Below are 12420 nucleotides of genomic sequence, written 5' to 3' on the forward strand. Positions count from 1 at the left end.
CGACGCCTCCTGACGGCGAGCCATTCACATCCGTGTCACTTGATTGTCATCGTCCATGAATAGCCTTGTCGCTATTTCAGGGACGTTTCCATGCCGCACGCCGAAGTCTTGCCCCTTGCCGCACCGAATCTGACCGCCGTGCTGTTCGGTCTCAGTGGTTGCCTGGTGGATTTCGGCGCGCGCACGCGTCAGCACGGCACCGTTTCTGCCGAGCACGCCGAGGTCACGCCCGGCGCTTTGGAAAGCTTGTCCAGCTTGCAGCGACAACGGATTCCCTGCGCCTGGCTTGATGAACTACCCCCTGCTCTCAGCCATTCCCTGGCCGTCGCACTTCCGGCCTGGATCAAATCTTTGCAACACTCCGAAACAATCCATCCATGGCCGGCCCCGAATGCCTGCTGGCAAGCCTTGATGGCGTTGAATGTCGAGCGCCTGGACGGTTGCGTGCTGGTCAGCGGCGAGCCGCGACTGCTGCAATCGGGCCTGAACGCCGGGCTGTGGACCATCGGCCTGGCGTCGTGCGGCTCGTTATGCGGGCTCGCGCCGAACGAATGGCAAGCCTTGAGCCAGAAGGAACGGGAACACTTGCGCGGCAAGGCGACGGTGCAGTTGTTCGGCCTGGGCGTGCATTCGGTGATCGATCATCTGGGCGAGCTCGATACCTGCCTGGCCGATATCAGTCTGCGTCGGCTCAAAGGCGAAAAGCCCTGACTGAGATCATGCAGGTTGCCCGGGAGTGGATTAATCTAAAGGTCAGCCATAGACCTTTGGCACGACGCTGCGGTCTATGCCAGTGCCTATCGAGAAAAGGAAGAACGCCATGCCTGCCCGCGAACTGCAAGAACAGCTCAACAAACTGCGCGAGCAATTGGAACAGAATCCGCCACTGACCGAAGCCGAGCGCGATGACCTGCACGCGCTGATGCAACAGATTGAACTCGAACTTGAACTGGAAACCAAAACCCAGGACACCAACCTCGCCGACAATGTAAACTTGGCCGTCGAGCGCTTCGAACTTGAACATCCCACGCTGGCCGGCACTTTGCGCAACATCGTGCAGGCTTTGGGCAATATGGGAATTTGAGCCCGTCAAATGCAAAAAAGCCCCGCTATCGATAGCGGGGCTTTTTGATTTCCGGCAGTCAAGTTATTGGTCGACTGGAATTGCGCCAGGATCGCAGCCTTCGGCAACTCCTACAGGGTGTACGTCGTCCCAATGTAGGAGCTGCCGCAGGCTGCGATCTTTTGATTCTGGCCTTATTGACGGACCAACCGATGGTTCGGCAGCTGCACCTCTTCGGTGCTGCGATACGGGTTGATGTCCAACCCACCGCGACGCACATACCGCGCGTACACCGTCAATTTCTCCGGCTTCAGCAACCGCTGCAGGTCGAGGAAAATCCGCTCCACGCACTGCTCATGGAAGTCCGAGTGCTGGCGGAAGCTCACGATGTATTCCAGCAAACTCGCGTGATCCAGCGCCGCGCCGCGATACTCCACCACCACGCTGCCCCAGTCCGGCTGACTGGTGACCGGGCAGTTGGATTTGAGCAAATGGCTGTGCACGCACTCTTCAACGATGCGCGACTCATCGCAACGCAGCAGTTCCGGACGCGGATGCTCATAGTTGCTGACGCTGATGTCCAGGTCATCGATGCACACACCCGGCAACGCCACGACGCCTTCTGCCTCAACCTCTTTCAGGCTGCGAACCCGCACGCCCACCGGTTTGCCGGCAGCGGCCGAGAGGTCTTTCACCAGCGTCGCTTCAAGGCTCGCGGTGTCGGCAAATGGCGTCTGGTTCAGCGAGTTGAGGTACAGCTTGAACGACTTCGACTCGATGATGTTCGGCGAATCTGCCGGGATGCTGAATTCGCCGATCGCCACCACAGGCTTGCCGGACGGCAACAGCCACGACAGCTCGAAGCAGTTCCAGAAGTCCACGCCCTTGTACGGCAGGGTTTGCGCGGTCAGGCCCAACTCGGCCCATTTCGCGGCGCGCGGGATCGGGAACAGCAAGGACGGCGTGTAGGTGGCGATGTATTCGCTGGATTTGCCCAGCGGCGAATGTTCGGCTGCGGGATGCATGGCGGAAACCTGACTGAAGAATCAGCGGATTCTACCAGCCTTTGCTCCCGCCTTTGAGTGCTTACTGACTGACTGTCAGTTTGCCGACCATGCCGGCCTGATAATGGCCGGGGATGTTGCAGGCAAATTCCAGGTGAGTGGCCTTGGTGAAGGTCCAGGTCAGCTCGGCGGTTTTACCCGGCTCCACCAACACACTGTTGGGGTCGTCATGCTTCATGCCGTGATCCATGGCGCCATGATCCATTCCGGCCATGGAACCGTGGTCCATGGCCTTCATGCCTGTAGGCATCAGCATGCCGCTTTGCTGCATCTGGAGCATTTCCTGCTGATGCCTGGCATGCATCTGTGCATCGCCGAGGTTGAATTCATGCAGCAACTGGCCTTTATTCACCAGTACGAGGCGCACGGTTTCCCCGGCCTTGATATCGAGGGTCTTGGGGCTGAAGGTCATATCGCCCATTACCACTTCAACGCTGCGGGTGGCCTGGGCGGCCGAGGCCGGCTGACCGAAATCGTAGGTCTGCGCCGGTGAGGCTTCCAGCCCTAAACTCAGAGTCAGCAAACAAGCGGCCAGCGCCAGACGCTTTTGCAAAAACATAGTCGCACTCCAACAAGATGAGGTTCAGCTTGTGGGAAACTCTACCCCGTCGGCTCTGCCAGCTACCTGACAGGCAGATTACAACTTTGTCAGGTTGGCCTGCTTCCTCGCCGCCCACGGTATAACGCACCTGTTCAAACTGCCCGAGTCGCCCATGAAACTGCTGATCGTCGAAGACCAACCGAAAACCGGCCATTACCTGCGCCAGGGCCTGACCGAGGCCGGGTTCAATACCGAACTGGTGGCAGACGGCACCACTGGCCAGCAACTGGCTTTGAGCGGCGATTACGCCTTGTTGATTCTCGATGTGATGCTGCCTGGGCGCGATGGCTGGCAGATTCTGCAAGCGGTGCGCAGCGCAGGCCTGGACACGCCGGTACTGTTTCTGACCGCACGAGACGCGGTGGAGGACCGAGTCCACGGCCTGGAACTGGGCGCCGACGACTATCTGGTCAAACCTTTCGCCTTCTCCGAACTGCTGGCTCGGGTTCGCAGCCTGCTGCGTCGCGGCAGCGCCACGCCCCAGGAAACCAGCCTGCAACTGGCCGATTTGCGCCTGGACCTGATCCGTCGCCGGGTCGAGCGTAACGGTCAGCGCATCGACCTGACCGCCAAGGAATTCGCCCTGCTGGAAATGCTCCTGCGGCGCCAGGGCGAAGTTCTGCCCAAGTCGCTGATCGCGTCCCAGGTGTGGGACATGAATTTCGACAGCGACACCAACGTGATCGAAGTGGCGATCCGCCGTTTGCGCCTGAAGATCGACGACGATTTCCCGAACAAGTTGATTCACACCGTACGTGGCATGGGTTACGTCCTTGAAGAGCGCCCCGCCTGATGCGCCGACTTTCATTAAGCAGCCGTCTGGCCTTGCTGTTTGCCGCCTGCACTGCAGTGGTGTCGTTGTTCGCAGGAGTGTTGTTCAGCCGCGCCAGCGAGGCGCACTTTATTGAGCTGGACCAGCAGTTGCTGGATGGCAAGCTGATTGGTTTACGCCGGGCTCTGGATGACATTAAGTCCAGCGAAACTGAAGCCAGGCTGGCCGATGAATTGAGCCGACAAGCCGATCTTTCGCTGCGCATCATTAGCAGTGACGGCCAACGTTTGTATGACAGCTCGGCCCGCTTACCCAAAGATTTACCGCGCAAACCAGGCCTGTCGACGGTAAGTGATGACGGCACCGACTACCGCGTCCTGAATGCGCCGCTGTTCCTCGACAAACCCGACTCACCGCAACTGACCTTGTTGCTGGACATCACCCATCACCAACACTTTCTGCAGCGCATGCAGCACCTGATCTGGCTGACGGTCGGCCTCTCGGCCCTGGCCACCGCCCTGCTCGGTGCCTGGGCGGCGCGCAGTGGTTTGCGTCCGTTGCTGCGCATGAGCGCGGTCGCCAGCGGCGTATCGGCGCAATCGCTCAACGCCCGCCTGCCGGAAGCAGACATGCCGCCGGAACTCGCGGAAATGGCCCACAGCTTCAACGCCATGCTCGGACGCCTCGATGACTCTTTTCAGCGGCTCTCGGCCTTCTCCGCCGACATCGCCCATGAACTGCGCACACCGCTGTCGAACCTGCTGACCCACACCCAAGTCACCCTCACCCGCCCTCGCCCCCTTGAGGATTACCGCGAGGCGCTGCACAGCAACCTCGAAGAGCTGCAATGGATGGCGCAACTGGTCAACGACATGTTGTACCTGGCCAAGGCTGACCACGGTTTGCTGATGCCCAAGCGCGAACCGCTGGACCTGGCGGAAGAAGCGGATGTGCTGCTGGAGTTTTTCGCGCCGCTGGCCGAGGACGCCCGGGTGAAGTTGAGTCGTGACGGCCACGCGAGCATGCAGGGCGATCGCAGCATGTTGCGCCGGGCACTGTCCAATTTGCTGGACAATGCGTTGCGGTTTACCCCGGCCGGTGGTGAGGTGCGGGTAAAGATTGTCGAGCAACCGGCAGGCTTGAGCCTGACCGTTGAAAACAGTGGTGAAGGGATTTCCGAGGACCTGTTGCCGCGTTTGTTTGACCGTTTCTACCGGGCAGACCCCGCGCGCCGTGAAGGCAGCAGTGAGCATGCGGGATTGGGATTGGCGATCACCCAGTCGATCATCCGCGCCCATGGCGGGCAGATTCGTTGCGAATCGGCTCAGGGGTGGACGCGATTTGTGATTGAGTTGCCACGAACCTGATCGTTCCCACGCTCTGCGTGGGAATGCAGCCAGTGACGCTCTGCGTCACACCAAGAGCCGAACGCAGAGCGTACGTTGAGGCATTCCCACGCGGAGCGTGGGAACGATCATTGGGGGCTTACGAATACCGCAACGCGGTAGCCGGCTCGACTTTCGCCGCCCGCCACGCCGGATAAACCGTCGCCAGAAAGCTCATGATGAAACCGGCGGAACAGATCAACAGCACATCCGCGCCCTGCAATTCGGACGGCAAGTTGCTGACGAAGTACACATCGGAACTGAAGATGTGCTGCCCGCTGACCCGCTCCATCCAGCCCACCAGTTCACTGACGTTCAACGCCGCGATCACGCCCAGCACGCCACCGATCAAAGTGCCGACAATCCCGATCACCGTGCCCTGCACCATGAAGATCGCCATGATCTGCCGCGGTGTGGCGCCGATGGTGCGCAGGATCGCGATGTCCGCACCCTTGTCGTTCACCACCATGATCAGGGTGGCGATGATGTTGAACGCCGCCACGGCGACGATCATCAGCAACAGCAGGCCGATCATGGTTTTTTCCATTTTCATCGCGCTGAACAGACTGCCCTGGGTGTGGGTCCAGTCGTCAGCCTTGTAGGCGGCGCCCAGACCGGTCGCGATGTCGCTCGAGACTTGCTGCGCGGCGTACAGATCCTTCACCGCCAGGCGCACGCTCTGCACCTGATTCGGTTGCCAGTGCTGCATTTGCGCGGCATCGGCCATGTGGATCAGCGCCATCGAACCGTCCAGTTCGGCACCGACCTTGAACACGCCCACCACGTTCAGCCGCTGCATGCGCGGGGTGATGCCACCCGGTGCATTGCTGACTTCCGGCACGATCAGGGTGATCTTGTCGCCGACGTTCAAGCGAAAGCGCCGCGCGGTGATCTCGCCGATCACCACGCCGAACTCGCCCGGCTTCAAGGCATCGAGACGCCCCTGAACAATGTGCTTGGCAACGATCGAGACCTTGCTTTCCAGCGCCGGATCGACCCCGCTGACCTGGATCGGCTGCATGGTGCCCTTGTAAGACAGCATGCCCTCCATCTCGGTGAATGGCACGGCGGCGGTGACTTCAGGATTCTTCATCGCCGCGGCGGCCACCGGCTGCCAATCGTCGATAGGGTTCACGCCGACGATGGTCGCGTGGGGCACCATGCCGAGGATGCGCGAGCTCATTTCGCGCTGGAAGCCGTTCATCACCGACAGCACCACGATCATCGCCAGCACGCCCAGGGCGAGGCCGATCATCGAGGTCATCGAGATGAAGGAAACAAAGCGATTGCGGCGCTTGGCGCGGGTATAGCGCGTGCCGATAAAGATCGATAACGGTCTGAACATTCGCTGGGGCACCGTATAAAAATAAAAGACCCGACACACTGTTCAGTGTGCCGGGTTTCAGCCAATCAGATGGGGGTCAGGCAACCTTCCTGCAAATGCAGGACGCGATCCATCTGGCGAGCCAGGTTCATGTCGTGGGTCACCACCAGGAACGCCGTGCGCATCGAGGTGCTGAGTTCCAGCATCAAATCCTGAATGCCCTGGGCGGTGTGGGAGTCGAGGTTGCCGGTCGGCTCGTCGAGCATCACCAGGCCTGGCTTGTTCACCAGGGCGCGGGCAATGGCCACACGCTGGCGTTCGCCACCGGACAATTCCGCCGGTTTGTGCTCCAGGCGATGGCCCAGCCCTACCCGCTCCAGCAACGCCGTCGCACGCTGACGCGCTTCCGGGATCGCGGTCTTGCCGATCAGCAGCGGCATGCAGACGTTTTCCAGCGCGGTGAACTCGGGCAGCAAGTGGTGGAACTGGTAAACGAAACCCAGCGACCGGTTGCGCAACAGGCCACGGGCCTTTTCGTTCAATGCCGAGAGTTCTTCACCGGCCAGCCAGACGCTGCCCTTGGTCGGCGTATCGAGGCCGCCCAGCAGGTTGAGCAAGGTACTTTTGCCCGAACCCGACGTACCGACGATCGCCACGCGCTCGCCCGGATGCAGTTCCAGTTGCAGACCGGCCAGAACCTCTACCGATTCCGGGCCTTCCACGTAGGATTTGCCCAGGTTGCGGCAGCTCAAGATTGCTTTATCACTCATGCCCGACTCACTCATAACGTAGCGCCTCCGCAGGCTGGGTGCGCGCGGCACGCCAGGCTGGATACAGGGTGGCGAGGAAACTCAGGACCAACGCGGCGGCGCAGACCATCAACACGTCCTGGCTCTGCACTTGCGACGGCAGGTAATCGATGAAATACACGTCGGCGTTCAAGAACTTGTGGCCGATCAGCCCTTCAAGGGCCGAGATCGCGGCGCTGACGTTCAGCGCGGCGAAGATCCCGACCACGGCGCCGATCAGCGTACCGACCACGCCAATGACCGTACCCTGGACCATGAACGTCGCCATGATCGAGCCCGGCGTGGCGCCCAGGGTGCGCAGAATCGCGATGTCGCCCTTCTTGTCGTTTACCACCATCACCAGCGTGGAAATGATGTTGAACGCAGCAACGGCGACAATCAGCAGCAACAGCAGGCCGATCATGGCTTTTTCCATGCGGATCGCCTGATACAGGTTGCCGTGGGTACGGGTCCAGTCGCGGGCGTAGTACTTGTCTTCGCCAAGTTGCTGGGCGATGGTCCACGCGGTGCGCGGCGCCTGGAACAGGTCGTCGAACTTCAGTCGCAGGCCCTGGACCTGATCCGGTTGCCAGCGGTGCAACCTGGCCAGATCCTGCAGATTGGTCAGGCCCAGATAGCCGTCCAGCTCACCGGCGCCGACATGGAAGATGCCGACCACGGTAAAGCGTTTCATGCGCGGGAACATCCCGGCCGGGGTCACGGTGACTTCCGGCGCGACAAACGTCAGCTTGTCGCCAACCGCCGCGCCGAGCTTGGCTGCCGCCTTGTCGCCGATGACGATGCCGAAACTGCCCGGCGCCAGGTCGTCGAGTTTGCCCTGCTGCATGAAGTTATCAATGATCGACACCTGCCGTTCCTGCACAGGGTCAATGGCATTGAGCAGCACTTTGGAAACCTTGCCGTTGTTGGTCAGCAGGCCCTGCATCTGGACGAAGGGCGCAACCGCCGCCACCTGCGGATTCTGCTTGACCTTGGCGGCCAGGCTTTGCCAGTCGCTGATCGGCTCGCCGGACTCGATGGTCGCGTGGGGCACCATGCCCAGCACGCGGGTGCGCATTTCATGATCGAAGCCGTTCATGACCGATAACACAACGATCATCACGACCACGCCGAGGGCGAGTCCGATCATCGAGGTCAGGGAAATGAATGACACAAAATGATTGCGACGTTTTGCACGGGTATAACGCGTGCCGATAAATACGAAGAGAGGTCTGAACATGTCGGGGCTTGTTCGGAGGGAAAAGGAACGTCCTTGTGGCGGGGGTCGATAACCAGCTTTACACTCAGACCACCGCCGCTACCATGGGTTCGCCATGTCGACATTAGATGAAGAAGATCGCCGCGAATACTACCGTATCGAGGACACGATCGCACTGGAAATTCGGCCCCTGTCTGCTCCCGAAGCCGCAGGCCAGGAAGTGTTGCAGGATGCTTCCCCGCTATTCAACCTGCTCAGCGAACTGCACCTGAGCGAATTCGAGTCGCAACACCTGTTGCGCCAGATCAACGAACGCGACAGGACCATCGCCGCATTCCTGAAATCACAGAACAAACGCATCGATCTGCTGAGCCAGGTGGTCGCCCTGACCGTGCTCGGACAGATCGGCGAACCGCAGCCGGTGATCATCTCCGAAGGCGGCATCGACTTTCAGCATCCGACGCCCATTGCCGTCGGCGCGCACCTGTCGGTCAAGCTGGTGCTGATGCCACAAGCCCTCGGCCTGTTGCTGCGGGCCCGCGTCACCCATTGCGACCGCAAGGGCGGCGGCTACGACGTCGGCACCGAGTTCGAATACCTGTCCGATGCCCAGCGACAACTGCTGGCCCGCTACATCTTGCAGCGACAGGCACAAGAACGACGCCTGGCGCGCGAACAAAACGAAACCGGCCATTAATTAAGGAAGAACCGTGACTCTCATCTACGGCCATCGCGGCGCCAAGGGCGAAGCACCGGAAAACACCCTGACCAGCTTTCAGCAATGCCTCAAGCACGGCGTGCGCCGCTGCGAACTGGACCTGCACCTGTCCATGGACGGCGAGTTGATGGTGATCCACGACCCGACCCTCAAACGCACCACCGACCGCCGCGGCAAAGTGGCCGAACACACGGCTGCGGAACTGATGACTTACGACGCGCGCAAGGGCGGCCCGGGCTGGATCAAGCCCTGCCCGATTCCAACGCTGGAACAATTGTTCGAGCAATGCGATTTCGAGCACTGGCAACTGGAAGTCAAAAGTGCTTCACGCACCCGTGCCGCAACCACCGTGCTGGCGATTCGCGAAATGGCCCAGCGTTTCGGCATGCGGGACAAAGTCACGATTACCTCGAGTTCACGTGAAGTGTTGAAAGCCGCGCTGGACCTGGTGCCGGACGTGTCTCGCGGACTGGTGGCCGAGTACGCCTGGCTCGACCCGTTGAAGGTCGCGCAAAACTATGGTTGTGAGATGCTGGCGCTGAACTGGACCCTGTGTACGCCGGAACGCCTGCAGAAGGCGCAGCGTCAGGGGTTGCATGTGTCGGTGTGGACAGTCAACGAGCCCGCGCTGATGCGCAGGCTCGCCGACTTCGGCGTTGACAGCCTGATTACAGACTTTCCCGGTTTGGCCACCGCCACGCTCGAGAATTGCTGAAATCGGTCTCCCCGGCCGGCTCAGGCCACCGGCCGGAGCCGCTCAAAAAAGCCGGTTGAGGCCATCGTACGCCGCTACCCGATAGGCTTCGGCCATGGTCGGGTAGTTGAACGTCGTGTTGACGAAGTACTTCAGGGTATTCAGTTCGCCCGGCTGGTTCATGATCGCCTGACCGATGTGCACGATCTCCGACGCCTGATAACCGAAGCAGTGAACGCCCAGCACTTCCAGCGTCTCGCGGTGGAACAGGATCTTCAGCATGCCTTGCGGCTCGCCGGCGATCTGCGCACGCGCCATGCTCTTGAAGAATGCCTTGCCCACTTCGTACGGCACCTTGGCCTGAGTCAGCTCCTGCTCGTTCTTGCCGATCGAGCTGATCTCCGGAATGGTGTAGATGCCGGTCGGCACGTCGTTGACGAAGCGCCAGCTGCCGTTGTCGACGATGCTGCCAGCGGCCGAACGGCCCTGGTCGTGGGCGGCACTGGCCAGGCTCGGCCAGCCAATCACATCACCGGCGCCATAAATGTTCGGTACGCAGGTGCGGTAGTTCTCGTCGACTTCGATCTGGCCACGGCTGTTGACCTTCACGCCGATATTTTCCAGACCCAGCTGATCGGTGTTGCCGGTACGGCCGTTGCACCAGAGCAAGGCGTCGGCCTTGATCTTCTTGCCGGACTTGAGGTGCAGGATCACGCCGTTGTCGACACCTTCGACGCGGTCGTAGTCTTCGTTGTGGCGAACCGTGATGTTGTTGTTGCTGAAGTGGTAGCTCAGGGCCTGGGAAATTTCCGAGTCGAGGAAGCTCAGCAACTGACCACGGTTGTCCACCAGTTCAACCAATACACCCAGACCACTGAAGATCGAGGCGTATTCGCAACCGATCACGCCGGCGCCGTAAACAATGAGTTTACGCGGGGTGTGGCCGAGGCTGAGGATGGTGTCGCTATCGTAGATACGCGGGTGATGAAAATCGATGTCCGCCGGGCGATAAGGACGCGAGCCGGTGGCGATGATGATGTGCTTGGCCACCAGTTTTTCAACCACGCCGTTGGCGCAGACGACTTCGATGGTTTGCTCGTCGGCGAAGCTGCCGGTGCCGAAGAACACGTCGACGCGGTTACGGGCGTAGTAGCCGGTGCGCGAGGCGACTTGTTTGGAGATGACTTTTTCAGCGCTCTTCAACACGTCCGGGAACGAGAACCAGCGCGGCTCACCAATGGCCCGGAACATCGGGTTGGTGTTGAACTGCATGATCTGCCGGACCGAGTGACGCAAGGCCTTGGACGGGATGGTGCCCAGGTGGGTGCAGTTGCCGCCGACCTGGCGACGGCTATCGACCATCGCCACCTTGCGCCCTGCCTTGGCGGCGTTCATTGCCGCGCCTTCTCCCGCCGGGCCGGAACCCAACACCACCACATCGTAGTTGTAGACAGCCATGCGTACTCCTCAGAACAGGCCGCGGCACCTTCGGCGCCTGCGGCTAAATCACGCCGATCGGCGACGTGAAGGAACAATTTGGGGCCAGTGCAGAACCCGGACACAGTCTATAGAAGCGTCAACGCCGCGCACATTAACCCTTGGTCGCGTCGTAGGCTAGTTTTGCCTGCACTACAAAGCCATCAAAAAACGCTTTTGCAGCCGCAATCACTCGGTTTTCTCACCGGCCAGGCGCTCAAAAGCCTGATTGGTGCGTGTGACAAAACCTGTATCGGCACGAATCACAAAGAATGCAGCAATGTCATGCGTTTGGGCATAGTCCCAACCCCGTTCAGGGCCAAGAATCAGCAACATCGTCGATAAGCCATCGGCCATCAACGCTGAAGGATGAATCACCGTGACTGACGCCAGGGTGTGTAGGACCGGTGTTCCGGTGCGGGCATCGAAGGTGTGGGAATAGCGTCGGCCACCCTGCTCGAAATAGTTACGGTAGTCACCGGAGGTGGACACGCCGTAGCCGTCGACAGCAATGATGCGCTCGGCCACTTGCTGATCATCACGGGGTTCTTCCAGGGCGATGCGCCACGGTGAGCCGTCGAGTTTTTTGCCGACGGCCTTGAGTTCGCCGGTGGCTTCAGCGAGGTAGTCGTGGATGCCCAGCGCTTCGAGTCTGGCGGCAATCGTGTCAACCGCGTAACCGGCAGCGATGCTGTTGAAGTCGACCTCGACCGCGGCATCCTTGCACAACTGGTCACCGTCAATGCGCAAGTGACTGTGGCCGACGCGTTGCTGCACCTCGGCCAGCGCTTCGGCACTCGGGACTTTTTCCTCGCGCGCCTGCGGGCCAAATCCCCAGAGGTTGAGCAGCGGCTCCACCGTCAGATCGTAGGAGCCTTCGCTTTGCGAAGACAATTGCTCGCCGACGCGGATCAATTCAAGGATCGGCGTGGGCATTTTCTGACAGTGGTTGGCGGGCAAATTATTGAAGCGCTCGATGTCCGAGTCGCTGCGATAAGTCGAGAATTGTCGATCCACTTCGGCGAGGATATTTTCCACTTCGGCCTGCACCGCTTTCGGCCCGGGCGTGGAGGCACGCCTTACGTATTGAATGGAATAGCGACTGCCCATGGTCGGGCCGTCGAATCGTTCCAGGCTGTCGCCGTTACCGCAACCGGACAAAATGCCGGCCAGCACCACAAGTCCGCCCCACCGTCCAGTTAACAAATCTTCATCTCCCCTCAAAACCGCGCCCGCCATTATGGGCTTCAGAGCGCATGGGAGCGAGGTCGGCTCATGCCCACAGGTTCAGCGCTCTCAAACAAGACTTACCAGAG

13 protein-coding genes are annotated in these 12420 nt (G+C 60.4%); 6 read left to right on the top strand and 7 right to left on the bottom strand.

Annotation, left to right across the window (positions count from 1 at the left end):
* The first annotated feature begins 90 nt into the window (after positions 1 to 90).
* Together AC1D2Q_RS17915 and AC1D2Q_RS17920 are read left to right on the top strand one after the other, a co-directional pair.
* Positions 91 to 711 (top strand): HAD family phosphatase, encoded by a 621-nt coding sequence (locus AC1D2Q_RS17915; RefSeq protein ID WP_477814030.1) that lies wholly within the window; start codon positions 91 to 93, stop codon positions 709 to 711.
* 109 nt (positions 712 to 820) lie between these two features.
* On the top strand, positions 821 to 1084 hold the full coding sequence (locus AC1D2Q_RS17920) for a DUF4404 family protein (protein ID WP_427624503.1): 264 nt from the start codon (positions 821 to 823) through the stop codon (positions 1082 to 1084).
* Between the two features lie 173 nt (positions 1085 to 1257).
* On the opposite strand, the gene queF is transcribed toward AC1D2Q_RS17920, so the two are convergent.
* Together queF and copI are read right to left on the bottom strand one after the other, a co-directional pair.
* Positions 1258 to 2088, bottom strand: a complete 831-nt coding sequence (queF, locus tag AC1D2Q_RS17925) for an NADPH-dependent 7-cyano-7-deazaguanine reductase QueF (protein WP_477814031.1) — start codon at positions 2086 to 2088, stop codon at positions 1258 to 1260.
* A gap of 61 nt (positions 2089 to 2149) precedes the next feature.
* Positions 2150 to 2686 (bottom strand): copper-resistant cuproprotein CopI, encoded by a 537-nt coding sequence (gene copI / locus AC1D2Q_RS17930; protein WP_477814032.1) that lies wholly within the window; start codon positions 2684 to 2686, stop codon positions 2150 to 2152.
* Between the two features lie 154 nt (positions 2687 to 2840).
* Between copI and AC1D2Q_RS17935 the strand changes: the two genes are divergently transcribed.
* Together AC1D2Q_RS17935 and AC1D2Q_RS17940 are read left to right on the top strand one after the other, a co-directional pair.
* Positions 2841 to 3521 carry a heavy metal response regulator transcription factor gene (locus AC1D2Q_RS17935; RefSeq protein ID WP_064616953.1) on the top strand — a complete coding sequence of 227 codons (681 nt, stop codon included), beginning with the start codon at positions 2841 to 2843 and terminating at the stop codon, positions 3519 to 3521.
* Entirely contained in the window at positions 3521 to 4867 is a 1347-nt protein-coding gene (locus AC1D2Q_RS17940; protein ID WP_477814033.1) for a heavy metal sensor histidine kinase, read from the top strand. Before AC1D2Q_RS17935 ends, AC1D2Q_RS17940 begins: the two co-directional genes overlap by 1 nt.
* 118 nt (positions 4868 to 4985) lie before the next feature.
* On the opposite strand, the gene AC1D2Q_RS17945 is transcribed toward AC1D2Q_RS17940, so the two are convergent.
* From AC1D2Q_RS17945 to AC1D2Q_RS17955, 3 genes are all read right to left on the bottom strand, one after another.
* Positions 4986 to 6230 (bottom strand): lipoprotein-releasing ABC transporter permease subunit, encoded by a 1245-nt coding sequence (locus AC1D2Q_RS17945; RefSeq protein ID WP_477814034.1) that lies wholly within the window; start codon positions 6228 to 6230, stop codon positions 4986 to 4988.
* 65 nt (positions 6231 to 6295) lie between these two features.
* Positions 6296 to 6979, bottom strand: a complete 684-nt coding sequence (gene lolD / locus AC1D2Q_RS17950; protein ID WP_018928149.1) for a lipoprotein-releasing ABC transporter ATP-binding protein LolD — start codon at positions 6977 to 6979, stop codon at positions 6296 to 6298.
* 7 nt (positions 6980 to 6986) lie between these two features.
* Positions 6987 to 8237 carry a lipoprotein-releasing ABC transporter permease subunit gene (locus AC1D2Q_RS17955; RefSeq protein ID WP_258673107.1) on the bottom strand — a complete coding sequence of 417 codons (1251 nt, stop codon included), beginning with the start codon at positions 8235 to 8237 and terminating at the stop codon, positions 6987 to 6989.
* 94 nt (positions 8238 to 8331) lie between these two features.
* Between AC1D2Q_RS17955 and AC1D2Q_RS17960 the strand changes: the two genes are divergently transcribed.
* Together AC1D2Q_RS17960 and AC1D2Q_RS17965 are read left to right on the top strand one after the other, a co-directional pair.
* Positions 8332 to 8913, top strand: a complete 582-nt coding sequence (locus AC1D2Q_RS17960) for a PilZ domain-containing protein (RefSeq protein ID WP_230172758.1) — start codon at positions 8332 to 8334, stop codon at positions 8911 to 8913.
* A 13-nt stretch (positions 8914 to 8926) separates the two neighbouring features.
* Positions 8927 to 9649: a glycerophosphodiester phosphodiesterase gene (locus AC1D2Q_RS17965; protein WP_477814035.1), complete on the top strand. Its 723-nt coding sequence runs from the start codon at positions 8927 to 8929 to the stop codon at positions 9647 to 9649.
* A gap of 42 nt (positions 9650 to 9691) precedes the next feature.
* Here the strand turns inward: AC1D2Q_RS17965 and sthA are convergent, their stop codons facing one another.
* Complete coding sequence (sthA, locus tag AC1D2Q_RS17970) at positions 9692 to 11086, bottom strand: Si-specific NAD(P)(+) transhydrogenase (protein WP_095189133.1); 1395 nt, start codon at positions 11084 to 11086, stop codon at positions 9692 to 9694.
* Between the two features lie 207 nt (positions 11087 to 11293).
* Complete coding sequence (locus AC1D2Q_RS17975) at positions 11294 to 12343, bottom strand: FAD:protein FMN transferase (protein ID WP_477814036.1); 1050 nt, start codon at positions 12341 to 12343, stop codon at positions 11294 to 11296.
* Between the last annotated feature and the right edge of the window lie 77 nt (positions 12344 to 12420).

It is taken from the genome of Pseudomonas sp. P1_A1, from assembly GCF_056406935.1.